This window comes from Methylocaldum sp. GT1TLB, from assembly GCF_051027445.1.
Classification (GTDB): Bacteria; Pseudomonadota; Gammaproteobacteria; order Methylococcales; family Methylococcaceae; genus Methylocaldum.
In genome coordinates, this window is the sequence record NZ_CP194898.1 from 574,028 (window position 1) to 598,269 (window position 24,242).

Consider the following 24,242-nt stretch of genomic DNA (forward strand, 5'->3'; position numbering starts at 1 on the left):
TTGGCTCCTTTACAAGGCTTCGAGTTCGTGGGCGGGGACCATCAGCCAGCGGACGCCGCCGCGGTTCAGGTCGGCGAGCGCGGCGCGGCAGTCGCTCCAGGAATTCACCCCGGGATCCAAGGGCGCCGGCGCGCCGTCGCTCGCCCGGATGATCCGCCAGCGGGGAGCGGAGAGAGTGGCCGCGGGCGTCACGGCGGTATTGCGGAACCGCGCGCGGCCGACATGCCGCACCGGCGCCCGCGCTGCGGCCCCGCTCGAGCGCTGGGCCTGGAATGCGGCCAGCGGCATCGTATAGAGCTGCGTGGCCGGGAGTGCGGCAAAGGAAGCCGCAATGCCGGCGGTTGCCGCTGCCGACGATGGATTCACGGTGATCGGTTCGTAATTCAGTCCCGATGCCGCGACGGCGTTCTCATCGAACGTCGCATCGGTGTCGCCTACCACGAATCCCGCGTCCATCTCCTCGAACGAAGGTGCGGCCAGCTTCTCGTCGTCGCTCATCGTGAAATAGCGCGCCGGCGCGAACGCCCCGGTCACCGGTGTGCCGGCCTTTCCGTTCAGCGAGGCGGCGGCCGTGAACCGGCGGCGCCCGGCGATCGGCGCGCCGCCGTAGGTATCGATGTCCCGATGGGTGTTCAGCGGCACGACCTGCTGCTGTACGACCAGTTGGCCCAAGGGGTCGAGCACCAGGCCCGCATTCGCCGGCAGGCTGCGCAGGGCCACGCCGTGGACGACGCCGGGTGCCCGCCGCGTGCTCCAGTTCGCCGGGTCGGTGAGCGCCTTCTCCAGTTCGGTCTCCAGGGATATGGCCGCGATCGACCGCGAGGCCGAGCCGTCGGCGAGGGTGAACGCGAAGCGCACCGTAAAGCTGAACCACAGGATCTTGAACTTCGCCTTGGCGGCAATCCGCAACGGCAGCGGGCCTTCCAGGGTGCCGTCGAGCGCGACCTTGAACAGATTGCGCGACTTGTACTTCAACTGCACCAGGGCATGGAAATCCACGATGAAGTGCGGCGGGACGATCGTCACCAGGGCGTCGAAGCCGAGGTCCCCTGTGACGGTGAAACCGGCACCTTTGGCATAAAGCGAGGCGCGCGCGCCGAATTGCACGGTATTGGGGGTGATCGCGAAATAAGCATCGCAGATCAGCCGGGGATTCTCCCCCGAGGACAAGGCGATGGCGACCCGGTCTAGCGTCGGGAAGCCGGCCGGCGCGGCAAACCGGGGATTCAGCCCACCCACCGCCAGCACGAAATGGGACCCCGCCAGCCCGCCGCCGCCCGCCGGCCAGCGCGCCCGCAGCGCGGCCGAGCCGGTGATCGGGAACTTGTGCACCAGCCTGGAATCGACCAGCACCGCGTCGGCTTCCAGCGTGCCGGCGTCGAAGTCCAGCACGCCCAGCGCGTCCATGTTCAGACGGATCAGGTCGTTGTCGGCCGACGGCAGCAATGCGCTGGCGCGCCCGAGCACCAGCAGCCGCTCGCGCGCGCCGAGCTCCCGGATCAGCGCCAGGTCCATCTGTACCAGGGCGGGCGTGAACCAGGTGATGCGCGCCATCAGGCCGAGCAGGTAACTGCCCGGTTTGGCCGGGAACGCGGCCGACAGGGCCTGGATCAGCGCCGGCGCATTGGCCACGGGATCGCGCGGGAACAGCAGCGTGCGCAGCATATCGGTTTTCAGCCCGGCCCTGAGCACCTCGTGATCGAAGGTGCGGTTGATGCCCACCATGCCGCCGATGCTTTGCAGCACGAAGCCGAAGCCCAGGGGAACCGGCTTGAAGCCGTCGGCGGTGATGAAGATGAGCATCGAGTAGCCGGGGCGGCCGTCGGGCAGCCGGGTCGCGATGAGCCCGAAGGCGTTCAGCGTGATTTCATCGTGCAGCGAGAGCTGCATGGCGCCGGCGTAGAGCTGCCGCGCGGGGTCGTGGAACAGGAAGCCGCCGCCGGTGAGGACGCCTTGGGCGTCGATCGAGAGGCCCACGCCCGAGGGCGGCTTGAAGCCCAGCTCGAGATCCGCCACGCCGAGATTGCCGCCGGCCTCCGGGAAGCGCAGGGCGCTCCCGATGCCGACGCGGTCCAGCACCGCTTTCACCGGGCCGATCGAAGCCGCGATGCTGGCCGAGACCTCGGCGCTCACGCCATCGTCGTTCGCCCGGAGGCCGAGGTTGACGGTGGTCAGCGTCACGCCGGCCACCGACAGCCCTACCGGGATGGCGGCCTCCAGCCCGGCGCTGCCGCGCAGGGTGAGGCCCTTGTCGCTGGACCAGGCCAGGCCGAGGTCGAATTCGGCGCGCAGGCCGTCGGACGGCAGAAGCTCTGCGAGGAAACCGTCGCCGTCGCCGGGTGAAATCACCAAGGCAGATTTGGTTACATCTGCCGACAGTGCCAGAGTCCGACGCGCCTCCGACAGCGAGGTTTCGACGGCGAGCCGCGCGCCTCCGACTTCGAGCCGCGAGCCCGTGGGTGACCCGAAGACGAATCCGGGAGCCTCCGCCGTTTCCAAGACGGCGCTCACACTGCCAACAACTTCAGTCGTCGACGCGTCCGCGAGCAGCGTGAAGCCGTGGCGGCCAACGGCGAAAACGTCGATGCCGGTCGTGATATCCAGCTCGACGATGAACGGGCCGATGGATCTCGTTGCCGTCAGAGTGCCGAAAGGACTGACGACGAACCCCAGATCACCGCGATCGGCCGACGAGATCGAGAGGACGACGCCGGTTTCCGACTCGAGGCCTTTCAACAATGGGTCGTTCAGGTATGCGATGAGTGCATGACTGATATATGGCGCTGAATCCGCCAACAGCGTCTCGTCGCCGGGATTGACGCCGTATCGGCATGAAACTCCCAATTGGCTCAACAGACCGACGACTTTTGGAAACAGCGCATCGGCCATCGCGTCCGCGTCCGCCCCCGTCAACAAGGGATTCCCATACTCCGCGCGCAATACCCCAACGGGGTCGCGAAGCAACGAAGCGATCCGGCTCGGATGCAAGCGTTCGATTCGATACGGATTCCGAATCACTTCCGTACCTTCCATTTGAGCGGCGCTAAAAGCTTGGTCAACCTCGAGCTCGATCAATGTGAGCAGCGCGGCGATTTCGTGAATGACCGGATGGCGCGTCTTCAACCATGTCGATACAAGCCACTCGATCAGATCGCCGCTGACTCCGGGGAGCTGGGACAGCGGTCCGCCTGTCGCATCGAGCTGCCGCAGCGCTTGAAAAGCGCGTCCGGAAGACTGGAGTACGCCGAGGATGTCGTCCAGAGAAGGCGCCTCTTGGGACGCGAGTGCCTCGATCTGTTTCTTGACATCAACGATGGCGCTAACGGCCGCGCTCACCGCGGTGTTATCGTCGCCAGGCGGAACACCGAGTATGGCGAACAACTCGTTGAGTGCGCCCGGAACTTCTACGGCGCGTTGCAGCGGGCTCAGGATGTTGCCGGTTTCCTCGGCGAGGAGTCGAAACAGGTCGGCACTCATGGAGTCACCTGTAAATAGTTGGGGTCGGCAGGATGAGCGCTATCGATAGTTTCCATGTTGACCGCGTAGTCGACGAACAACTGTTCTCCCCCGGGGCTACGGAATCGCACCCGATGATTCACGATGAATGGCCCGGTTTGCGGGGCGGGCGGGATGGGAAAGCTCAGATCCCCCATGTTGTTCACGCCGATGATATGCCGGATGACGGCCGGATCGAGGTTGTGTTGGCGGTAATTGTCTCGTGCGAGACGGAAGACATGTGCCGTTTCCTTGAGCTCGTCCTTCGTCGGTGCCCCCGGTTTTTGCCACGGCGGTGGCGGCGGGAGCGGTTGAAGGGTCTTCGGCACTCCGCCGTTGGTCATGGTGAGATAGTCGAACTGATAGCTGAAGTCCGGCGATTGTATGAACCAATCCTCTTGAGGGGGACCGCTTGGATTCGGCCATGCGGGATTCGCAGGTATGAGTCTCACCGAGCTTGCTCTATCAAGATAGAGTCGGCGGCCATACCACTCTCCCATTTTCTGGCCGGAAGCCGGTACGTTCCAGCCTATGTAATACTCCGTGACGTGCGGAGGAACCATCACGGGCCCCAGGTGGTACGGGGCGTACTGGTATCCTCCACGCTGCTGCCCGATGGTGTCTCCAGTTTGCTTCTTGAATGAGCTGGCAACCAACTGGGCAATTACGACATTCGCGTGTTGTGTGCCCGTGTCTTCGAATCGCTTGGTTGCCTTGTAGTGCAGGCGGGAGGCGAAGGCGGTGTGCACGTCGCCCGATAGCAGAACGACTTTTGCGCTGGCCCCCTGACTGAATCCGACCTTGTCGGACAAGGCCTTGGCCAGTCGATCGAACGCGACCGACGGGAGGTCCCACGCCTCATGGATATCGGGGAAGTGCTTAATATTGTTGGAAACCTCATGTAAATCAGTCGCTGCGCGGATGGGCTGGACTGGCGGCGCATTGGTCGTTAGAACGACGATCAGCATGCGTCCATCCAGAGCTGGCGTTTTTACAATCTGCGCTGCGAATTGCGCGGGCGCCAGGAGATCGGGGGCTTCGCCGCCTCCCCAGGGATAGGTTCTGAAGGTTCGCGTGTCCGTGACGATGATCTGATGAGCAGTACCCTCGATGGTGTAGTTGTAGCTCAGCGAACCGGGATGATGATCGACTCGGTGATTCTTTTCGACTTCTGTGCCGGTCGGCACGTTGACCAGGGAACAGATAGCATCCGATTTTTCTTTGCTTACGTAGTCTGCTGGCGTCGTGGGCGAGTTCAGCAGGGCCAAGAGCCTGGTGCCCGGAAGGCTTGCGTCGGTTTCCAGGAATTGCTCCGGCACATTTCCCCAATGCTGGCACAGAGAGTACGCCACAAGCGCGTTCTGAACGATGCGTCTACCTATGTCCGTGGCGTATAGATGGTACGCCGTGTACTCGGTCATGTTCCAATCGTCGGTTACTTCATGATCGTCGAAGATCATGTAGCTGGGGATATTCGCGAGGACGCGACGGACATTGGGCAAGGTGGCCCGGAACTTGATCAATTGTTGAATGTCGTTTTCGATACCACGCTTAAACCCACGGTAATCGTTTTTATTGTCCAAAGTTACAAAGGCGGAGCTGATCTTGACCACGTCGTCTTTGGTGGGCATCACGTCCTGAGGGGGCCAGAGCACATCGGACCACGCAAACAGGTACATGCATAGATATTCGCCCAGCGACATCAGGTGGCAGCTGAGGTCTTCCGATGAGAACTTCGCCTTTCCGTCTTCCATCTCAAGTATGCCGCGCCTCGAGAAAGGGGGGAGTCCGGACGCCAGCATCGGCGTCTGTATCGGCACCAGCGGCAGCAGTTCATCCCACATCAGGAACTTGGCGGCGTCGGTCAGCATCATCAGCAGGCTGGCCGCAACGTCGTCGGCGTAGATTTGATCGCCGGTCATCAGGAGTTGTTGCGGGCGCTGTAAAGGTGAATTCACCTTCTCCTCGATCAGCGTATCCGCGATCGCCAAGGCATCCAGCCCGTCGCCGGACGGTTTTCGGCATGAGCCGTGGAGGATGCGCAGCGAGTAGATATTGGCCGGCGGCAGGCAGAACGACGGCCTGTCGTACGGGGTGTTCGGGTAGGTCAGCAGTGCCTTGTGCGTCCCGGTAGCGGTCGTGAAAGTGGTCGCGGCAGCGATCGAGTCATCGATTAGCGATGGGGTATTGGTGTCTGTGGGATACTCGAATACCGCGTCATACATGTAGACGGCATTCTCCACCAGCTCGCTTTCCCCAGCCTTACGCCGAGCGGTGACGGCGACGATGTGCAGGTTTGGACCAACGGCGATCGTTTCTCGCTTTCCGTCGAAGACACGTTTGCCGGTACTGTCCAGTACCATGAGGGTCACCGTCGCCTTCTTCTGAAGCGAGAACCAGACCGTAACGGAGTCCGGCGTGACCTTTCGCAGGATTGGCCCCGCAAGGACGTTTGGTTTTTCCGACAACGTTTTCGAGTTCAGATACTGCCAAGTCATGATCCGATTTCCCGTGATCCCGTTGAACTGTCGATAAAGCAAGGTGTGGTGCTGACTACAGCGCGCACGTATTCAGAACGCTCTGAATTTCGAGCAGTGGAAACGACATGGCGAATGTTTGCCCAAGCCACAAGCATCCCGTCCGCGAACGACACCTTGCGCAAAAAGCGTGCAAATCCATCGTGAGCACTGTCCGATGATTCGAAAACCTTGTCGTGGTGCATCATTTCGATAGCCTTGTTCGCTTATCCCGGCGACCGTCTCAGTACCGGTACTCATCGGGTTTGTAGAAGAAGTACTCCGCCTTGTAGGGCACCAGCGCCTTCTGCCCCACGTCCGTCGGTTCGGCACACCCGGTCGAGGGTGCCACGCCTCCAACGGTGTTCAGCCGCTGGATGAAAGTTGTCGGCGTGAGCGCGTGGCCTCCGGTGGGGCCGTCCTGGGCGCCGACCACCTGGACCAGAAGCCAGGGAATTGCATCGGGCGCGACGAAGGCAGGGTCGGAAGAGGAGGCGATTCCCTGGCCCCAGACGGTGCTCGTGTCCCGCGAGTGTTGCCAAGTGACGCGAGAGGTCTCTTTCTCGAACGGGTTGGGGCTGAGGAAGTGGGTGATGACCTGCTGGTTATAGCGGTTGAACAGGGTGGCCTGCGGCCCGAAGAAAGTCCAGGCGAAGCCGGAATCCGAAGGGAGGCAGATGTAGTTCTGGGTGCCGGAGGCGTGCGCTTTGAGGAAAGGCTCGTTGCCTTCCGGCACCTGAATGTCGGCAGGCACGGATGGCGGCGTGACAAAATCGGCGTAGGCTGATGCCGGTAGCGAAACCGGACCGGCCAGAGCAGAGGCACAGGCGATGGGCAAGATACGACGCGCGGTCTGATTCCGTGCAGTATTTCCGATTTTCATGGCATTCCCCTGTCGCGCTTCGGGCGCGGGTTATAGAGTGATCGTTTCTATGGCAGTTTTCAGAATCGAAAACCGCCGTTTTCAGGTTTCTTATCCTTGCACCGGCTTATCGCGGCCGAAACCGGTGTCATCCATGCACCGTCCGGATCTCAGGCTTGAACGGCGAGTCCTCAAAGCAAAAGAGATCAATCCGATCGTTCTGTGAACTATTGCCGCGAATACCGCCGCGCGGCGTGATAGCATCGCTTACGGCACTTTCTGGTTCCGCGCAGTCTGGAGCATCGTTGCCGGGCCGGGACAAGGCGGCAAACACAATAGCTTTCAGCCTCATACACTGCTCTTCGACGGGTCCCTCTAGGGTAAGCGGCGAGAGCTTTCGACGGTTCTGGCGATTGCATCTTGCACGTCGAAAGCATATCAGCGGCTAAATCCGGGTGCCGTTTAGGCACCGTGGAATTCTCGTGCAATTTCCGTAAACATCGCGCAACACTCCACAGATTTTGTTTTGGGTAACGGACCGCAATGACGCGCCAACATCACCTTTTCTTTCCTCCGTTTCAGCTGGATTTGGTCAATGAGAAACTGTTTTGCGGCGCGCAACACATACCCTTGCGACCGAAGGCGCTCGCCGTGCTGCGTTATCTGGCGGAACACGCGCAAAGCTTGGTCACCAAGGAAGAGTTGCTCGAAGCCGTGTGGCGTCGATCCTATGTGAGTGAAGGACTGTTGCGGGGGTATATTCGCGAGCTCCGCGCCGTGCTCGGGGATGAGGCTCAGGCGCCGCGCTTCATCGAGACGGCCAGCCGGCGAGGCTATCGGTTCATCGCCCCGGTCACCAGTGCTTCAGCGGTCTCCTCGGGAGGGGATCAGCGTGAGCCCGCCTTTCGCGCAACCTCGGACGGGCAACTATGGGTGGGGCGGGAGGCGCAACTGGGGCGTTTGCAGGAGTTATGGCTGACGGCCCAAGGCGGCCGGCGGCAGATCGTTTTCCTGACCGGGGAGGCAGGCTCGGGCAAAACGACTTTCATTGAAATGTTTCTTGAGACGCTGGCGCGGGATGAGCACAGGCTAATGTGGGGGCAGTGCATTGAGCACTATGGGGCGGGAGAGGCATTTCTGCCGCTGCTGGAGGCCTTGGGCCGTGAGGGCGATGTAAGTCGCTTAAAAGCCGCGTTGAGTGCCTGCGCCCCTACCTGGCTGTCGCAGTTGCCGAGGCTGCTCGCTGCGGAGGAACGAGAGGAGGTGCACCGGCAAGTGCTGGGGGCGACGCGGGAGCGTATGCTGCGGGAGGGTTGCGAACTGCTGGAGGCCCTGTCGGCGGAAGCGCCGCTCGTGCTGGTTTTGGAAGACATGCACTGGAGCGATTATGCCACCCTGGATCTGCTCGCCGCGCTGGGACGACGCCGGGATCGGGCGGCGCTGTTGGTGATCGTCAGCTACAGGGCAAGCGATGCGGCGCTTCGCGACCATCCCTTGCAACGGGTGCGGCAGGAGTTACAGGCGCGTCGGCTGTGTGCCGAACTGCCGATCGACGCCTTCTCCCGGAAAGAACTGCGCGCTTATCTCGTCCGGCGGTTTTCGCAAGTCCCGTTTCTCGAAGAAATCGCCCGAATCATTCATCGCCGTACCGGCGGCCACCCTTTGTTCGTGGTGAATCTTATCGATTACCTGCTCGCCGACGGACGTCTTCGGCAAACCGAGGGAGAATGGAGCATCGAAGGCGGTGTTGAGGACCTAGAGCGCGGCGTACCGGATGACATCCGAGAGCTAATCGAGCATCAGCTGGAACGACTGTCCACCCGAGAGCAGCAGGCGCTCGGTGTAGCAAGTGCGGCCGGAATGGAATGCTCGGCGGCCCTTCTTGCGGCGGCATTGGAAGAAGATCCGCTGGCTGTCGAGGCCTGCTGCGAAGCGTTGGTGCGGCGTAGCCCGATGTGGGCGGCGAGCGGAATAGCCGAGTGGCCGGATGGAACTGTGGCGGGAAACTACGCGTTCCGCCATGCTTTGTTTGCGGAAGTGCTGTACCAGCGGCTGACTCCGGCTTACCGGATTGCATTGCATCGGTGTCTCGGGGAACGACTGGAACTTGCCTTCGGGGAACGGTCGGGAGAAATCGCGGCCGAGTTGGCCAGGCACTTCGAGGAAGGGAGGGATTTTTCGAAGGCTCTGGGTTATCTTCGCCTCGCCGCCGAACAGTCCTCGCGGCGTTTCGCTAACCGCGAAGCCTTGAATTACCTCGGCCGGGCATTGGCGCTAGTGGACCGGCAACCGGCCGAAGCCCGGATCGACAGCCGTCTGTCACTCATGGAGCAGCGCGCCCTGGTCCATCGCGTGCTCTCCGATTGGCCTTGCATGGTGGAAGACCTGGAGGGACTGGTGGCGCTGGCCGGTGCCGAAGGTCGGCGGGAGCAGGAGGTCGGGGGCTTGATAGCATTGACCTTGGCGCTGTTTCATTCCGATCCCTTGCGCTGTATCGCCACGGCTGACCTGGCGGTCGAGCGGAGTCGCGATCTTGCCGCCGACCGGCTAAGAACCTACGCGGTAGCCAACCAGGCGCTTTTTCGCCTCGCGTTTGGCTTATGCCGAGAGGAAGACAGGGTGGCGGTCGTCCATGGCGCGGAAGTCGCCCGCTCGGCGCAGGATGCCATGCCCTTAGCTTTATATTGCACGCTGCAAACCGTCATGGATCTCGATCAGGCCGATTACCCCGGTGCCCTGAGGTCCGCGCAAGAGGTCCTGCGCCTGGGCAGCGCAATGGGCGACGGCTTCAATTACATGTCCGGCCAGTACTATTCCGCCTGGGCGTTGCTCCATCTCGGAAGATGGGGCGAAGTGAGGCGCATCCAGGCGGCAGGGCTGACGGCGGCGGAGCAAAACGACAGTCCAATGCCGCGGTCGCTATTCCACCTGGTTGCAGCGGCCTTGTCTCTGGAAGCGCTGGACTATCGCAGCGCTCTGACGTTGTGCCGAAGTGCCACCCCGCGCCCTTCGGACGCTTATGCCGTGCCGCTCTTTGTGCTTTTGAGGAGCCGTGCGCATCTCGCCCTGGGCCGGTATCACGAAGCGATTTGTTGTCTTGAGTACCTTGCCCAAATGACCGAAGCTGGCGAGTTGCTCAGTTTGCGCAATCGGATGATGCTCCGTGAGAGCCTGGGCGAATACTGGCTGGCCATGGGGAAGCCCGCGCAGGCCTACACCGAGGCGGAGCGATTGCTCGAACTTGCCGCCACCCCCGGCGATCGCCACTTTTTGGCTCTGGGGCACCGGCTCTTGGCTCGGATCGCGATCGCGGAGCAGGATCGGAACGAGGCGGAATGCCAGCTATCGCAAGCCCTAGCCGTCATCGAAGGCGCCGTGGTTCCGTTGGCGGCCTGGCGGGTCTATTTCACGGCGGCGGAGCTAAATGAAGGGCAAGAGCGGACGGCCGAGGCTAGCGTGTACTGGAACCGCGGCGCGGCGGTCGTCCGTGCACTGGCCGATTCTCTCGAAGAAACGGATCCCCTGCGCCGGTCGTTGCTGACCGCCTTGCCCGTTCAAGAAGGGGCATAATCCGGCCGGCTTCATTTGTCAGATCAGGTATCTGTCTTCACGCGGTCAGTTGCCGGTGGTCGGAACTTTGCGCCGTTTGATGTGTGAGCCTAGCCAAGGATTGTCCCATGCGGACGATACTGTCGGGCACGAGCGATTCTTCCCACTCGACCACGTTATCGCCGAATAGAACGATTATCGTAGATCCCATATTGAAGCGCCCCATTTCCTGGCCGCGGGAAAGGACCGGCGGGTTCTCCGGATAATGCCAGGTTCGTACGGTCGTGCTAGTCGGCGGGGTAACGACGCCATGCCAAACCGTTTCGATGCTGGCGACAAAGATGGCTCCTACGAGGACCAATGCCATAGGCCCGACCTCGGTGTCGAACAGCGCGATAACGCGTTCGTTGCGCGCGAACAGATTCGGGACATTAGCCGTGGTGGCCGCGTTGACGCTGAACAGTTTTCCGGGAACATGGGTCATCTCCTTGAGCGTCCCGTCGAGGGGCATGTGCAGGCGATGATAGTCCCGCGGCGAGAGGTAGATTGTCGCAAACCGGCCGTTGGCGAACAACTCTGCTTGTTCCGCGTGTCCGCCGAGCAACTCGGCCACACTGAAATCTTTTCCCTTGGCCTGGATGATGCGTCCCTCGGTAATCGCTCCGATTTGGCTGACGGTGCCGTCCGCCGGACAGACTACGGCGTCGGGTTCGGGCGCGATGGGGCGGGTCTCCGGTTTGAGCGCGCGGGTGAAGAACTCGTTGAAGCAGCCGTAAGCAGTCGGATCCGGCTCGGCAGCCTGCGCCATATCGACGCCGTACAGCTTGATGAATGAGCGAATCATTGCATCTTTGAAGGCGCTGTTCCGGCACCGGGTTATCGAACCCATCAGCCGCGACAGCATGTGCTGGGGCAGCACATACTGGCCGAGCGCGAAGAGTTTTTCCGAGGTAGACATAGTGGGATCAATTGGTGCTTGGGGCGAAAGAATCAATAACCCCGCTCGGCAAAAACCTTTTGAGCAGCGGTTACGGCCACTCCGGCGGTAATCGGGGCTTTGGTTTCGGCAAGCACGGCTTCGAGCGCGCTCAAGCAAACCAAAACATTCTTCGGCGATGCGCTGAACCCCATGAGTCCGATGCGCCAAATCTTGCCCGCTAGTGCTCCAAGTCCCGCTCCGATTTCGAGGCCGTAACGGTTGAGCAGGGTCGAGCGGACATAAACATCATCGGCACCTTCCGGAATCGCGACCGCGTTGAGCTGGGGCAAGCGAGCCGCTGTCGGCACGATGAAGCGCAGTCCCATTGCCTCGAGACCAGCCTTCAGCGCGGTATGCATGTCCTGGTGCCGTTGCCAGGCATTCTCCAACCCTTCCTCCTGGAGCAGTACCAGAGCCTCATGCAGGCCGTACAGCGCGTTGATCGGCGCGGTGTGGTGATAGGCGCGCTTCGTGCCGCCGCCCCAGTAATTCATCACCAGGCTGAGATCCAGGAACCAGCTTTGCACTTTGGTCTTGCGATTCTTGATGACCTCGATCGCCCGTTGATTGAAACTGACCGGCGAAAGACCAGGCGTGCAGGATAGGCATTTCTGCGAGCCGGAGTAGATGACGTCAACGTTCCATTCGTCCACTTTTAGCGGAGAACCGCCGAGCGAGGTCACGGCATCCGCGATGACCAGGCAGCCATGTTCATGGGCGAGCCGGGCAAGCGTCTCCACGTCCGAGCACGCGCCGGTGGACGTTTCGGCCTGAACGAAGGCTACGATCTTGGCTTCGGGGTGGGCCTTGAGGGCATCGGCTACTTTGTTCGGGTCGACGGGCATGCCCCATTCATCCTCGACTAGGACGGCCTTGCCGCCGCAACGTTCCACGTTTTCCTTCATCCGACCGCCGAAAACGCCATTTTGGCATACGATCACCGTATCGCCCGGTTCCACGAGGTTGACGAAACAGGTTTCCATGCCGGCCGAGCCGGGGGCGGAAACCGGCAGAGTCAATTCGTTACTGGTCTTGAAGGCGTAGTGCAGCAAGGCCTTCATTTCATCCATCATGTCGATGAAGCGGGGGTCCAGGTGGCCGATCGTCGGTCGCGCCATGGCCTCCAAAATTCTCGGGTGGACGTCGGACGGGCCAGGGCCCATAAGGGTGCGGACGGGAGGGTGGAAAGATCGGATGCTCATTTTTCGATGTTTTATTTTATATGTACGTGAGTGAATTGATGATGCTCGTCGAGATAAAGAGTGAGGTCGGCGCGGTTCGGCATTTCATCCAGCGTATGCCGCGTGAGACGCTCGTAATGCATGATGAAGCGCCGTAACGCGGCGACGTCCATCAAACGGTGCCGGTCGCTGGGATCGGTATTTTCGGCCAGTTTTTTCTCTTGCAGGCTGCGCCATTCGAAGACGCTGTCCATTCCGGGGACTTTGAGCATGACCAGCCTGTTTAATTCCCCAAAGAGAATCGCGTAGGCGCCTTTGAGCTGATCGTTGACGTAGCGGCGCCACGCGCCATCGGAATCTTCGCTTTTCTCCAGCTCGTTTACCGGCGAGTCGAGCGCATCGTCCGATTGTGGCCGCGTGCCTACACACCAGCCTTCGAAAATAACGATATCGGGTCGGCCTCGGACAACCGGCCATTCAACCACCGGTTTGCGGTCGTCGCGTGCCTTGTCGAAAGCGGGCAGGGGAGTCAGCGTATCCGCTCCGGCCGTTTTCAAGGCGCGAAGAGTTTGGAGCCCGAGGTCGACGTCATGAGTGCCGGGTACGCCGCGGGTCAGCAAGAGCGGATGAACTTCGCGCGCCAAGCGCTCGCGCTCGGCCCGCGTTTTATAGATGTCGTCTATGGAGAATCCGGCGACGCGGAAACCGTAGGTTTCGGTCAAGATCAGCTGGAGAAAGTCGCATAGTGTGGATTTTCCAGATCCCTGGGCTCCGTTGACGCCCAGTACCAGCGTGTCCGCCGATTTTTGCCGGCGCACCCACGCTGCAAGCGGAAGATAAACCGAGGCGAGTCTTGCAGTCAGGCTCTCGTCGATACGGTGAGCGCGCACCCGCTCGGTAAAGACCGGCCGGATGCGCTCCCAAAGTTCGTCGTACTCGGCTGGCGCGAGTATTCCGGCAGGCCAGAACGAGTTCGTTTCGGCGGCGGACACGACGTTCAGGCCACCTTGTCCCGCGGCGTTTGTCCGGCAAAGAAGGCCGTGACGTTTTCGATGACCCGCATGCCCATGGCCTCGCGGGTTTCAAGCGTGGCGCTGCCCAAGTGCGGCAACAAGGCGACATTGTCCAGCTCGAGGAACCCTTTGTTCAAATTCGGCTCTCCTTCGAACACGTCCAGGCCGGCGCCCTTGATGGTTTTTTTCTTCAAGGCATCGATCAAAGCTGCGTTGTCGACCACGTCGCCGCGAGCGGTGTTAATGAGGTAAGCCGCGGGCTTCATCAATGCGAGGCGTTCGGCGTTGATGAGGTGGCGGTTTTCCTTGCTTCCGGGGCAATGCAGGGCAACGAAATCGGCCCGGCGCAGCACCTCTTCGATGGTGCTGCATTGTTCGGCGTCAAAAGACTTGACGACTTCAGGGGCGGGCGGATAAGGATCGAAAAAGATGATCGGCATGTCGAAACCGAAATGCGCTTTCTTCGCCATCGCTCGGGCAATGCGCCCGAAACCGATCAGGCCGAGGGTCTTGCCGGTGACCTTGGTGCCCATCATGTGCGTGGGGTGCCAGCCGGTCCATTCGCCGCTGCGCACATGGCGCTCGCCCTCGCCGCCGCGCCGGGCGGCCATCAGCATCAGCAACATGGCGATGTCGGCGGTGCAGTCGGTGAGGACGTCGGGGGTGTTGGTGACGGTGATGCCGCGCGCCTTGGCCGCCTCAATGTCGATATGGTTGAAACCCACGCCGAAGTTGCCGAGGATCTTGCAACGCAAAGGTTCGGCACTCAACACATCGGCCGTGATCGGGTCGGTCACCGTCGGCATGACCACATCGTAATTGCGCAGGGCATCTTTCAATTCCTCCGCGGTCATCGGATGGTTGTCGGTGTTGAAAGTGACGTCGAACAGTTCTTGAAGCTTGGTTTCGCAAGCTTCGGGCCAGTGGCGGGTGACTAAGGCTTTGGGTTTGCTCATGGTGCAGGCTCCAAATTACGTAAGGTGGGCAATACCCACCTTACTCGGATTTCGTGCCCTCTGCCCTGGAAGACGTTGCGCGAGTCAGCCGGATCATTCCGGCCTGTCTCAAGCTGTTGCGGCTCCCCCGGGGCGAGCGAGGTCGAGGCGAAGGCTCGGTCAGCGCGGCTTGACGGCCGGCGCCGTTTCGCGCCAGTACTCGCAGGCCGCTGCGATACCGCTGCCCGGCGTCACTTGGATGCCGGTGTCGCGCATGGCCATTTCGGCGCCCGCGATTGCGCTGCACAGCATCAGTTCGTTGAGATCGCCCAGGTGACCGATGCGGAACACTTTGCCCATGACCTCGCTCAAGCCGGCGCCGAGGGAAAGATTGTAGCGGTGATACGCATAATGCATGACGTCGCGGGCATCGTAGCCTTGCGGAACGACGATGGCGGAAACGGTGTTCGAGTACCATTTCGGATCACGGGCACACAACTCCAGTCCCCAGGCTTTAACCGCGCGACGCACCCCTTCGGCAAGCCGGTGGTGGCGGGCAAAGACGTTTTGGAGCCCTTCTTCGAGCAGCAGGTCGATGGATTTGCGCAGACCGTAGAGCAATGGGATCGACGGTGTATACGGGAAATAACCGCCGGCGTTGTGCGTCATCTGATCCTGAATGTCCAAAAAACAGCGACGGCTCTTGGCGCTTTGGCGCGCATCCAGGGCTTTCTGGCTGAAGCATAGCAAGGCCAGACCAGCGGGCAGCATGAAGCCTTTCTGTGAACCGGCAAGACCGATATCTATGCCCCATTCGTCCATACGGAAGTCGATGCTGGCGATCGAACTGACCCCGTCCACGAAAAACATGGCCGAATGCCCGGCCGCATCCAAGGCTTTGCGTACGCCCGCCAGATCGTTGGTGACGCCAGTGGCGGTTTCGTTATGGCAAATCAGGAGGGCCTTAATGTCCTGATTTGTATCCGCTTTGAGCCGCGCTTCCAAGCGATCCAAAGGTATGCCTTCACCCCAGGGGATTTCCTCATGCTCTACATCGAAGCCGAGGCGGCGTGCCATATCGATCCACAAGTGGCTGAACTGGCCGAAGCGATAAGCCAGAACTTTATCGCCGGGAGATAAGGTGTTGGTCAGGGCGATTTCCCAGCCGGCCGTACCGGTGGCGGGAAAAATGAAGCATTGGCCTTTTTCGGTTTGGAAGATCTTTTTGAGATCTTCCAATAATGGCTTAACCAGCTCCGGAAAATCGGGGCGCCGGTGATCTTCCATCGGCACATGCATGGCGCTCAGGATAGAGTCCGGAATATTGGTGGGACCGGGAACGTAAAGATGAGTTCGACCTGGCATTAATTTCACCTTATGGAACGTGGTTACCTTGGAACGGCGCGAAAACGCGCTGGAGCTCAAAACCGGCTATGGACTGCAGAAGACCGCCCAAAAACAGCCCGTAATCATGCCACAGGGGAGAAGCTGTCTTCAAGGTAAGCCCCGTTTGCCGAGATGGGGGCTATGGTGCTCGGCTCATTCAATAACGATTAGTGATTAGAGTGGACTTGCGGAAAACCCTTCTTCACACCGGAATAGAAGTGAGGGTTGAACCAGGATCGAGTGAGCCGAGGACTCGGTCCGTTTCGGGGACTGATCGCGATCCAATCGGACCCGAATGCCGGAGCGGGAAAAGGCCCGCTCCGAGCGTTTTCGACGAGAATCGGACCTTATTCGTCGCCGCTAAAAACACCTAGCAGGTGCAGGAGACTGGTAAACAGATTGAAGATCGACACATACAGGGTCACTGTGGCGAGAATGTAGTTACGCTCGCCGCCGTGCACGATTTCGCTGGTCTGGTAAAGAATGAGACCGGCCATCAAAACAATGAACATTGCCGACACGGCGATCTGGAGTCCCGGCATATGAAAGAAGAGCGCAGCCAGTGCGGCGAGGAACGCGACCAGGATGCCGGCGGTAAGCATGCCGCCCAGGAAACTGAAGTCCTTCCTCGTGGTCAGGGCGTAGGCCGACAGCCCAAGGAAAATCGCTCCGGTGCCCCCAAGGGCGGTCATCACCAGTTGCGGGCCATTACCGATCTGGGTCAGATATATATTGAGAATCGGCCCGAGGGTCAGCCCCATGAAGCCAGTAAGGGCAAATACGAAGACAAGCCCGAGGGCGCTGTTCTGAAACTTGGAAACCAGGAACAGCAAGCCGAAGTATCCGATTAACGTCACAATCACTCCGGGGTGGGGTAGCTCCAGAGCCATCGACAAGCCCGCCGTGAATGCGCTGAAGGTCAGCGTCATGGCCAGCAAAGCATAAGTGTTGCGTAGGACTTTGTTGGTTTCCAATACGCCGGCGGAAGCGCGAGCGTAGGCCGGATTGATTTGATTCATAATGATCTCCTTTGCTTAGGACATAATCGGGCAATTGGACCAGGAAATGGTACAGTAGTTTTTCTTGCGCGTGTAATGGTTTGAGCTAGACGGGGTTTTTCATGCGGGAGCCATTTCGAGACCGACTTTTCCGCCTCATCTCAGATCTCGTTCTTTGTCATTCGCCAAGCGGCAAGGAACAGGAAATAGACGCGTTCATCCTATCGTGGCTCGAGTCTATCGGCGTCGAGGCGAGCCAAGATGATGCCGGCAATATCATCGCGAGCGTTCGGGGAACGAACTCTGCTCGCGTCCTCGCCATTACCGCACACAAGGACGAGATCGGCGGCATCGTGAAGCGTGTTAGAGAAGACGGCAAGGTGGAGGTCCGGAAGCTCGGCGGTACTTTCCCATGGGTCTATGGGGAAGGGGTTGTGGATTTACTCGGCGACAGCTTAACGATTCCGGCGATCCTGAGTTTCGGTTCCCGGCATGTATGCCATGAATCGCCTCAAAAGGCATACGAGGAAGACAAGCCGCCGAAATGGGATACCGTTTGGCTGGATGCCAAACTGAGCAAATCGGAACTCACAGAAGCGGGGGTGCGTCCGGGAACGCGGATGGTTATCGGCAAACATCGGAAAGCGCCATTCCGGATGGGGGATTATCTCGCCAGTTACGCCTTGGACAACAAGGCCGCCGTTGCAATTCTTTTACTGCTGGCCGAGACCGTGAAGAGCCCAGTATCGGATTTGGATCTGGTTTTTTCCGCGCAGGAGGAGGTGGGAGCCATCGGAGCGCTCTATTACACCCGGCAGAAACGAGTCGACGAGCTGATTGCCGTCGAGATTGCCCCGAAATCGGCGGAGTATCCCATCGAAAGCGACGAAGAGCCCGTACTTTTGTCTCAGGATGGCTATGGCATGTATGATGAGACGTTGAATCGACGTCTTGCTGAGGCCGCGCGTAAGACGGGCGTGTCCGTGCAATACGCGGTGTTGAGCCAATTCGGCAGCGATGCGTCGGTGGCGATGAAAACTGGGCACGTGCCGAAAGGCGCATGCCTCGGGTTTCCCGCAGATAACACTCATGGATACGAAATCGCTCATTTAGGAGCGCTGGAAGCCTGTTATCAATTATTGCAAACCTACTTATCCTGAGATTATCTAATGCCCACCTTGGGTTCAAAGGTTGATTTTTGAATATTCGTTGCCATATAACAGGCATATCCGATTCTTGACTACAGACGTGGGTTATCGATGAAGAAACGTACTGGATTGGTTTTGAGCGTATTGATCGGGCTGTCCTTGGCGCTGTCCGGAATGGGCGACGCTTACGCCAAGCGCATGGGCGGCGGTAAGTCGTTCGGCAGCCGGCCGTCCTACAGCACGCCCTATAAACGCTCTACCGATATGACGCAATCCGCTTCTCCGGCTCAGCAACAAGCCTACCAATCGCCGGCCCAAAGGAACCAGGCGGCGCGCGAAGCGATGTCGCGACGGGGCGGGCTCATGGGAATGCTGGGTGGCCTGGCCTTGGGCGGTTTATTGGGCGCTCTCCTGTTCGGCGGGGCCTTCGAGCATCTCAACTTCCTGGACATTCTGGTGTTTGCGCTGATCGCATTCATGCTGTTCAAGTTTTTCGCCGCTCGGAGGCGAACCGAATCGAGCGAACCGGCAGCGGCAGGAGGATATTATTCGGGGACGGACTCGGCTCGGAATCCGGAATCCGATCACGCTTACCGGCGTCAGGCCGATTCCGGACAGGCGAGCAATTCGGGGTTCGATACGGACGTTCTGTTCGGAAAAGGGCGAGGTGCTTCGTCTTCAGGGCAAACTGCCGGCACGGCCGGACAACCCAATTCGGTTCCGACGGATTTCGATTCGGCCGGTTTTCTTTCCGGCGCAAGAGCGGCCTACGAGACGATGCAGAAAGCGTGGGACGAGGGAGACTTGGCGCAGTTAAGGGCTTTGACCACCGACAAGGTATTCGGCGAGCTTCAGGATCAATTGAGAGCTCGCGGAACCGAGAGCAACAGGACGGAACTGCTCAAGGTCGACGTGGAACTTCTCGAGGTGCGTGACCTCGGCTCAGACCGCGAGGCAACCGTACTGTTTGATGTGATCATACGTGAGTCTCCCGAGGAAAGACCTACGCAAGTGCGCGAAGTTTGGCACTTCGTACGTCCGAAACACAGCCGTCAACCGACCTGGTTTCTGGATGGAATTCAGCAGTTGGAAGACTGAGCAGAGTTGGGTTAAAGCGGGGGGAAGATAAAGCTTTGTCTTCCCTCCGGTCAGCTCATGAATAAAGCCAAATTTTGGCTCATGGCGTTCGCCATCGTAACGATGGCAAGCCTCGGCCTGTATCGATGGGGTTTCGAACGAACCGCCCCGGATGCGGAGTTCGTCACGATCAAGGGCGAGCACATTCAGATGCGGGAGCTCCGCGGTCATCCGGTGTTGGTGACATTCTGGGCCAGCGACTGCCGGGCGTGCATCGAGGAAATGCCCGAACTGGCCGAGTTATATCAACAGCTTTCCGCGCGAGGTTTCAAATTGATCTCGGTCGCTATGCCTTATGACGTTCCAAGCCGGGTTTTAAGCTTGGCCGAGGCGAAACAGCTGCCTTATCCCGTGGCCCTTGATCCACTCGGGCATCTGGCGGAAACATTCGATCAGGTCCGATTGGTTCCCAATAGCTTCTTGATTTCTCCTGACGGCCGGATTGTTATGCACCAACTGGGACGAATCGATGCCCGGAATCTCCGTGAGCGAGTCGAGCGGATGCTTGGAGAAGTGTAAACGATGTGGCTGAAAGCCTTTCATCTCATCTTCATGGTGACTTGGTTCGCCGGTTTGTTTTATCTTCCCCGGTTGTTCGTCTACCACACGATGAGTGCCGATGCCGTCAGCGTCGAGCGGTTCAAGATCATGGAACGTAAGCTCTACTTTGGGATCATGACTCCCGGAATGATTTTGACGCTCGTGTTCGGCTTATGGATGCTCCACGATTATGCTTGGGAAGACTACGGTGACAGCGGCTGGCTTCGCGTTAAACTGTTCCTGATCGGATTGTTGGTGGGTTATCACGCTTTATGCGGAAAATGGCTGCGTGATCTGAAATATGACCGTAATGGTCACAGCCATATTTTTTTCCGCTGGATGAATGAAGTGCCGGTCTTGTTCTTATTCGCGATCGTGCTTCTGGCGACGCTCAAGCCGTTCTGATCTCCCCTGTCCGCTTGTCGAAACAACTATTTTGCCGATTCTTGTCGAGGATAATTACATGCCAACTTACGACTATCAGTGCGAAGCCTGCAAACATGAGTTCACCGCCATGCACAAAATCAGCGAGGCACCACCGAAGTGCCCTGATTGCGGCGGCGACGTCCGGAAAAAATTATCGGCTCCCGCGGTACACGGCAGTGGTGCTCGGAAAGAGTCTGCCATCAGTCCGGGACATGGTTGTGGGGCAGGGGCATGTGGATGTAAACACTAATGGGAGAGCAAAACCGGATTGCACGCCTTTCCAGGGACGGAAAGCGAAGCTTGCTACTCAATTGCTTCCGTACGGAAACCTTCCTGACTCCAGCATAAGACCGTTTCGCCATTTCCCCACTCGGGCAGGACGAAGCGCCGACATCGCTTATTCTCGATCTCGAACTCATGAACAGCGGGGCGGTGGGTGTGGCCGTGAATCAATCGATCCACGCCATAACGGCTCATGGTTTCTCTCACTGCTTCCGGGTTGACGTCCATGATCTCCGCCGTTTTGCCGCGCTTATCGAGCCCGCTCTTGAAGCGGTACCAGCGCGCGTACATGCGGCGCAGCCAAAGCGGCTTCGATAGCGCCGCTTGTTTCCATGCCTCGGTGCGGATGCGTTCTCGAGCCCTCTGATACTGAACATCGTCGGTGCACAGGAGATCTCCGTGGGTAATCAACGTGGACACCCCGAAGAGATCGATGACCTCGTAATCGGCAAGCAAGCGGATGCCGGTTTCCCGAGCGAAGCTTTCGCCGAGCAGAAAATCGCGGTTACCGTGCTGGAAGTACACTTTGATGCCGGAGTCCGTAAGCTGCCTGAACGCGGACTTGACCTCCCGGTTAGGGGAGAAGTTGTCGTCGTCACCGAGATAGGCGTCGAAAAGGTCTCCGAGGACGTACAGCCGCTCGGCATCTGATGCGCGGCGTTTCAGAAACCGCAAGAAACGCTGTGTAATTTCCGGTCGTGTAACGCTGAGATGCAGATCGGAGATGAACAGCGTTTCGTTTTTCAAGGAAGATGGCTTCGTCTGTCTATTGACCGACGATGGTCGCTTTCTCGATGATGATGGGTGTTTGCGGCACATCCGATGCCATCGGGCCGCCGGAGCCCGTCGGAATTTTTGCCATCTTGTCGACGACGTCCATGCCTTCGGTGACCTCACCGAATACGGAATAACCCCATCCTTGCGGTGTGGCGCTCTTGTAATCCAAGAACGCATTGTCGACAAAATTGATGAAGAATTGAGACGTGGCGGAATGGGGATCCGGAGTACGGGCCATGGCTATCGTTCCGCGCTTGTTTTTAAGTCCATTATCGGCCTCGTTCTTGATTGCCGGGCGCGTGGGTTTCTGCTTGAAATCCTCGGTGTAACCACCGCCTTGAGCCATGAAGTTCGGTATGACTCTGTGGAAGATGGTACCGTCATAATGCCCCTCTTTGACATACGTCAAAAAGTTCTCGACCGTGGCGGGGGCTTTAGCTGAATCCAGCGTTAGAACGACATCCCCGAGATTGGTCTCCAACCGGACTTGAGGGGCGGGTTGATTCATTTTTGGTTTCTCCGCTGCAATGGATGATAAGGCAAAGCCGAAAAGACAAACGAAAACGATCTTGGCGAGCTTCATAGTATATCGCGTTGATGGTTAGGGTTCTTTCGCGGCGCTAATTTCCGGGTCTTGTTTATAAATTGGATCGAGCGAGCTGTCAGCCTCAAGGGAGGCGATTTCCTTAATGATACCGTCATTCAACCCGTAAACCCATCCGTGGAGATCCGGACGATCGCCGGCTCGCCACGCTCGCTGAATGACCGAGGTCTGCGCCAGGTTGTGAACCTGTTCGATGACATTGAGTTCGACCAGTCGGTTGTGACGCGCGTCCTCCGAATTTTCGGCATCGATGTTCTCTCGGTGCAGACGATGGATGTCCTTGATGTATTTGAGCCACTTGTTCATGAACAAGTGGTCGGGATGCGGTTTTCCCATCGCTGCTTTGATGCTGCCACAGCCGTAATGCCCGCAAACGATGATGTGCTTCACCTTTAGAAAATCGACGGCATATTCGAGCGCGGCCAGGAAATTCATATCCATGATCGCCACTTGGTTGGCTATGTTCCGATGAACGAAAATTTCACCGGGCTCGGTTTGTGTCACCTGGTCGGCATGCACGCGGCTGTCGGAACACCCGATCCAGAACACGTCCGGATTCCGTGGCTGCCGTAGTTTGTCGAAAAATTCCGGATCGTGAGCGGCTTTCTCCTGAGCCCAAGCCTTATTTTCAAGCAGCAGCCTTTCGAGCGGTTTCATAATTTTCTCCGGTTACAGTTTGCTGTTTATCGGTGGTAGAGGCGCGCTGCGTCGCGATGCCGTGCGTGCCGTTGAGGTTTTTCAATTCCACGGTGATGTTGTCGTCCGAGGCGGCGGCCACGAAGTCGTGGATGGTTTCGAGGATGTCCTGATCGATGAATTGCGCCCGCGTGGCATCGATGATGACATACCCGTTTTCGCCCACCCGGTTCAGATACTCCCGCAACAGCGCCTTGTTGAGAAAAGACACATCCTTGTGCAAGCGCAAGAGATAATTGTTGCCGTGCTGGGTCAGGGTGATCGCCGCCTGGAAGTTGGTTCTAATGACGTAATAGAGACCGACGACCATGCCGACCGCGATGCCCTTCAAGAGATCGGTCGCGAGGATCGCGACGATGGTGACCACGAACGGAATGATCTGGCTCGCCCCCTTGGCGTACATCTCCTTGAACAGCTTGGGTTTGGCCAGCTTGTAGCCGGTCAGGAGCAGGATCGCCGCCAAACAGGCCAAGGGAATCAGGTTCAAGTAGCGGGTGATGAACATCACGCTCAACAGCAGCAAAACGCCATGGATGAAGCAGGCCATCTTGGTGCGGCCGCCCGCGTTCACGTTGGCGGAACTCCGGACGATCACCGCCGTCATCGGCAAGCCGCCGATCAAGCCGCTGAGCAGATTGCCGAGCCCTTGGGCCTTCAGTTCGCGATTGGTCGGGGCGATGCGTTTCAAGGGGTCGATCTTGTCCGCCGCTTCGAGGCTCAGGAGCGTCTCGAGGCTCGCGATGATGGCGATGGTGACCGCCACCGTGTACACCTCGGGATTGGCCCACTGGCTGAAATCGGGCAGGGTGAACTGCTGGAAGAAGCCCGCGACGCCCTGAATCTCCGGGAGGCTCACCAGGTGCTCCTTCGCGATCGCGAAGGCCGGTAGGAAGTGTTGCGAGAGCAGATTGAACGCCACCCCCCAGAGGACCGCGACCAGGGGACCGGGGATCAGGGATAAAACCGCATTCTGTTTGAAGAGGCGGGTCTCCCACAAGAGCATGATGCCGATGGCGACCGTGCTCACGATCACCGCGCCGGGCGAAATCGCTTCGAGCGAATAGGCGAGTTCGGAGAAGGTCGTGTGGCCGTCGGCCTGGACATAGGCTTCATTGCCCTCGAAATCGGCGTCGTAGCCGACCGCGTGCGGGATTTGCTTGAGGATCAGGATCAGGCCGATGGCGGCCAGCATGCCCTTGATCACGGCCGAGGGGAAGTAGGCGCCGATGACCCCGGCCTGGAGAAAGCCCAGGAGCAGTTGCAGCCCGCCGGCGAGGACGACGCTCAGCAAAAAGACTTGGAAGCTGCCCAGCTTGTCGATGGCGTTGAACACGATCACGGTGAGCCCCGCGGCCGGGCCGCTGACGCTCAGCTGCGAGCCGCTGGCCCAGGCGACCACCACGCCGCCGACGATGCCCGCAATGATGCCGGCGAACAGCGGGGCGCCCGAGGCGAGCGCGATCCCCAGGCACAGCGGCAGGGCGACCAGGAAGACGACGACGCCCGCCGGAATGTCGTTCCGCAGATGACTGACATAGTAATTGATGTGTTTGCGTACCATAAAATTAATACCCGCTTAATAAGGTTGCATGGCTCGCCGAGCCATGTGGATGCCTTTCCAAAAAAGCTCGTTAACGTTCTTATTCGATAAATCGGATATAAGTCCTTGTATTAAAATCCGATTTGACGATCGAGCTTTGGCCTAGTGGCCGCCGGAC

General features: G+C 59.3%; 20 protein-coding genes. 6 read left to right on the plus strand and 14 right to left on the minus strand.

What is annotated here, in order from left to right:
- Positions 1–9 precede the first annotated feature (9 nt).
- The 4 genes from ACR2R1_RS02480 to ACR2R1_RS02495 form a co-directional block, all read right to left on the minus strand.
- Positions 10–3,477 carry a DUF6603 domain-containing protein gene (locus ACR2R1_RS02480; protein ID WP_434112521.1) on the minus strand — a complete coding sequence of 1,156 codons (3,468 nt, stop codon included), beginning with the start codon at positions 3,475–3,477 and terminating at the stop codon, positions 10–12.
- Positions 3,474–5,993 carry a hypothetical protein gene (locus tag ACR2R1_RS02485; protein WP_086135526.1) on the minus strand — a complete coding sequence of 840 codons (2,520 nt, stop codon included), beginning with the start codon at positions 5,991–5,993 and terminating at the stop codon, positions 3,474–3,476. The genes ACR2R1_RS02480 and ACR2R1_RS02485 overlap by 4 nt, the downstream gene beginning before the upstream one ends.
- A gap of 262 nt (positions 5,994–6,255) precedes the next feature.
- On the minus strand, positions 6,256–6,894 hold the full coding sequence (locus ACR2R1_RS02490) for a DUF3455 domain-containing protein (protein ID WP_086135525.1): 639 nt from the start codon (positions 6,892–6,894) through the stop codon (positions 6,256–6,258).
- A gap of 127 nt (positions 6,895–7,021) precedes the next feature.
- Positions 7,022–7,225 (minus strand): hypothetical protein, encoded by a 204-nt coding sequence (locus ACR2R1_RS02495; protein WP_133718519.1) that lies wholly within the window; start codon positions 7,223–7,225, stop codon positions 7,022–7,024.
- 191 nt (positions 7,226–7,416) lie between these two features.
- On the opposite strand from ACR2R1_RS02495, the gene ACR2R1_RS02500 reads away from it, so the two are divergent.
- Positions 7,417–10,443 (plus strand): AAA family ATPase, encoded by a 3,027-nt coding sequence (locus ACR2R1_RS02500; RefSeq protein WP_434112523.1) that lies wholly within the window; start codon positions 7,417–7,419, stop codon positions 10,441–10,443.
- A 37-nt stretch (positions 10,444–10,480) separates the two neighbouring features.
- Here the strand turns inward: ACR2R1_RS02500 and asd are convergent, their stop codons facing one another.
- The 6 genes from asd to ACR2R1_RS02530 form a co-directional block, all read right to left on the minus strand.
- Entirely contained in the window at positions 10,481–11,380 is a 900-nt protein-coding gene (asd, locus tag ACR2R1_RS02505; protein WP_434112525.1) for an archaetidylserine decarboxylase, read from the minus strand.
- 32 nt (positions 11,381–11,412) lie between these two features.
- Positions 11,413–12,519, minus strand: a complete 1,107-nt coding sequence (locus ACR2R1_RS02510; RefSeq protein WP_434112527.1) for a pyridoxal-phosphate-dependent aminotransferase family protein — start codon at positions 12,517–12,519, stop codon at positions 11,413–11,415.
- A 95-nt stretch (positions 12,520–12,614) separates the two neighbouring features.
- A complete protein-coding gene (locus ACR2R1_RS02515; RefSeq protein WP_434112529.1) occupies positions 12,615–13,574 on the minus strand; it encodes a hypothetical protein in 960 nt (319 codons plus the stop codon).
- Between the two features lie 5 nt (positions 13,575–13,579).
- Positions 13,580–14,551, minus strand: a complete 972-nt coding sequence (locus tag ACR2R1_RS02520; RefSeq protein ID WP_156881903.1) for an NAD(P)-dependent oxidoreductase — start codon at positions 14,549–14,551, stop codon at positions 13,580–13,582.
- 159 nt (positions 14,552–14,710) lie between these two features.
- A complete protein-coding gene (locus ACR2R1_RS02525) occupies positions 14,711–15,895 on the minus strand; it encodes an aminotransferase class V-fold PLP-dependent enzyme (protein WP_077731569.1) in 1,185 nt (394 codons plus the stop codon).
- Between the two features lie 368 nt (positions 15,896–16,263).
- On the minus strand, positions 16,264–16,935 hold the full coding sequence (locus ACR2R1_RS02530) for a Bax inhibitor-1/YccA family protein (protein WP_077731568.1): 672 nt from the start codon (positions 16,933–16,935) through the stop codon (positions 16,264–16,266).
- Positions 16,936–17,036: 101 nt separating this feature from the next.
- Between ACR2R1_RS02530 and ACR2R1_RS02535 the strand changes: the two genes are divergently transcribed.
- The 5 genes from ACR2R1_RS02535 to ACR2R1_RS02555 all read left to right on the plus strand — a co-directional run bounded on the left by ACR2R1_RS02535 (position 17,037) and on the right by ACR2R1_RS02555 (position 20,415).
- Positions 17,037–18,074, plus strand: coding sequence for a M42 family metallopeptidase (locus tag ACR2R1_RS02535; RefSeq protein ID WP_434112531.1), 1,038 nt, complete (start codon positions 17,037–17,039; stop codon positions 18,072–18,074).
- A 99-nt stretch (positions 18,075–18,173) separates the two neighbouring features.
- On the plus strand, positions 18,174–19,160 hold the full coding sequence (locus ACR2R1_RS02540; RefSeq protein WP_156881901.1) for a TIM44-like domain-containing protein: 987 nt from the start codon (positions 18,174–18,176) through the stop codon (positions 19,158–19,160).
- Between the two features lie 57 nt (positions 19,161–19,217).
- Positions 19,218–19,718, plus strand: a complete 501-nt coding sequence (locus tag ACR2R1_RS02545) for a TlpA family protein disulfide reductase (RefSeq protein ID WP_086135521.1) — start codon at positions 19,218–19,220, stop codon at positions 19,716–19,718.
- A gap of 3 nt (positions 19,719–19,721) precedes the next feature.
- Positions 19,722–20,144, plus strand: coding sequence for a protoporphyrinogen oxidase HemJ (hemJ, locus tag ACR2R1_RS02550; protein WP_077731564.1), 423 nt, complete (start codon positions 19,722–19,724; stop codon positions 20,142–20,144).
- A 58-nt stretch (positions 20,145–20,202) separates the two neighbouring features.
- Complete coding sequence (locus ACR2R1_RS02555) at positions 20,203–20,415, plus strand: FmdB family zinc ribbon protein (protein ID WP_077731563.1); 213 nt, start codon at positions 20,203–20,205, stop codon at positions 20,413–20,415.
- Between the two features lie 53 nt (positions 20,416–20,468).
- Here the strand turns inward: ACR2R1_RS02555 and lpxH are convergent, their stop codons facing one another.
- The 4 genes from lpxH to ACR2R1_RS02575 form a co-directional block, all read right to left on the minus strand.
- The gene (gene lpxH, locus ACR2R1_RS02560) at positions 20,469–21,194 is read right to left on the minus strand and encodes a UDP-2,3-diacylglucosamine diphosphatase (RefSeq protein WP_143735222.1); all 726 of its coding nucleotides are present in this window, start codon (positions 21,192–21,194) and stop codon (positions 20,469–20,471) included.
- Between the two features lie 19 nt (positions 21,195–21,213).
- Positions 21,214–21,732, minus strand: a complete 519-nt coding sequence (locus ACR2R1_RS02565; RefSeq protein ID WP_205780830.1) for a peptidylprolyl isomerase — start codon at positions 21,730–21,732, stop codon at positions 21,214–21,216.
- A 93-nt stretch (positions 21,733–21,825) separates the two neighbouring features.
- The gene (locus ACR2R1_RS02570; protein ID WP_077731560.1) at positions 21,826–22,485 is read right to left on the minus strand and encodes a carbonic anhydrase; all 660 of its coding nucleotides are present in this window, start codon (positions 22,483–22,485) and stop codon (positions 21,826–21,828) included.
- Positions 22,457–24,085 (minus strand): SulP family inorganic anion transporter, encoded by a 1,629-nt coding sequence (locus tag ACR2R1_RS02575; protein WP_434112535.1) that lies wholly within the window; start codon positions 24,083–24,085, stop codon positions 22,457–22,459. Before ACR2R1_RS02575 ends, ACR2R1_RS02570 begins: the two co-directional genes overlap by 29 nt.
- Positions 24,086–24,242: the final 157 nt, after the last annotated feature.

Excerpts from the sequence above, each read along its gene's own strand:
- ACR2R1_RS02540 (WP_156881901.1), top strand. The coding sequence starts at position 18,174 with ATGAAGAAACGTACTGGATTGGTTTTGAGCGTATTGATCGGGCTGTCC.
- ACR2R1_RS02480 (WP_434112521.1), bottom strand. The coding sequence starts at position 3,477 with ATGAGTGCCGACCTGTTTCGACTCCTCGCCGAGGAAACCGGCAACATC.
- ACR2R1_RS02545 (WP_086135521.1), top strand. The coding sequence starts at position 19,218 with ATGAATAAAGCCAAATTTTGGCTCATGGCGTTCGCCATCGTAACGATG.
- ACR2R1_RS02500 (WP_434112523.1), top strand. The coding sequence starts at position 7,417 with ATGACGCGCCAACATCACCTTTTCTTTCCTCCGTTTCAGCTGGATTTG.
- ACR2R1_RS02525 (WP_077731569.1), bottom strand. The coding sequence starts at position 15,895 with ATGCCAGGTCGAACTCATCTTTACGTTCCCGGTCCCACCAATATTCCG.
- ACR2R1_RS02575 (WP_434112535.1), bottom strand. The coding sequence starts at position 24,085 with ATGGTACGCAAACACATCAATTACTATGTCAGTCATCTGCGGAACGAC.
- ACR2R1_RS02530 (WP_077731568.1), bottom strand. The coding sequence starts at position 16,935 with ATGAATCAAATCAATCCGGCCTACGCTCGCGCTTCCGCCGGCGTATTG.
- ACR2R1_RS02510 (WP_434112527.1), bottom strand. The coding sequence starts at position 12,519 with ATGGCGCGACCGACGATCGGCCACCTGGACCCCCGCTTCATCGACATG.
- ACR2R1_RS02495 (WP_133718519.1), bottom strand. The coding sequence starts at position 7,225 with ATGAGGCTGAAAGCTATTGTGTTTGCCGCCTTGTCCCGGCCCGGCAAC.
- ACR2R1_RS02490 (WP_086135525.1), bottom strand. The coding sequence starts at position 6,894 with ATGAAAATCGGAAATACTGCACGGAATCAGACCGCGCGTCGTATCTTG.
- ACR2R1_RS02555 (WP_077731563.1), top strand. The coding sequence starts at position 20,203 with ATGCCAACTTACGACTATCAGTGCGAAGCCTGCAAACATGAGTTCACC.
- ACR2R1_RS02535 (WP_434112531.1), top strand. The coding sequence starts at position 17,037 with ATGCGGGAGCCATTTCGAGACCGACTTTTCCGCCTCATCTCAGATCTC.
- ACR2R1_RS02520 (WP_156881903.1), bottom strand. The coding sequence starts at position 14,551 with ATGAGCAAACCCAAAGCCTTAGTCACCCGCCACTGGCCCGAAGCTTGC.
- ACR2R1_RS02570 (WP_077731560.1), bottom strand. The coding sequence starts at position 22,485 with ATGAAACCGCTCGAAAGGCTGCTGCTTGAAAATAAGGCTTGGGCTCAG.
- asd (WP_434112525.1), bottom strand. The coding sequence starts at position 11,380 with ATGTCTACCTCGGAAAAACTCTTCGCGCTCGGCCAGTATGTGCTGCCC.
- hemJ (WP_077731564.1), top strand. The coding sequence starts at position 19,722 with ATGTGGCTGAAAGCCTTTCATCTCATCTTCATGGTGACTTGGTTCGCC.
- ACR2R1_RS02565 (WP_205780830.1), bottom strand. The coding sequence starts at position 21,732 with ATGAATCAACCCGCCCCTCAAGTCCGGTTGGAGACCAATCTCGGGGAT.
- ACR2R1_RS02485 (WP_086135526.1), bottom strand. The coding sequence starts at position 5,993 with ATGACTTGGCAGTATCTGAACTCGAAAACGTTGTCGGAAAAACCAAAC.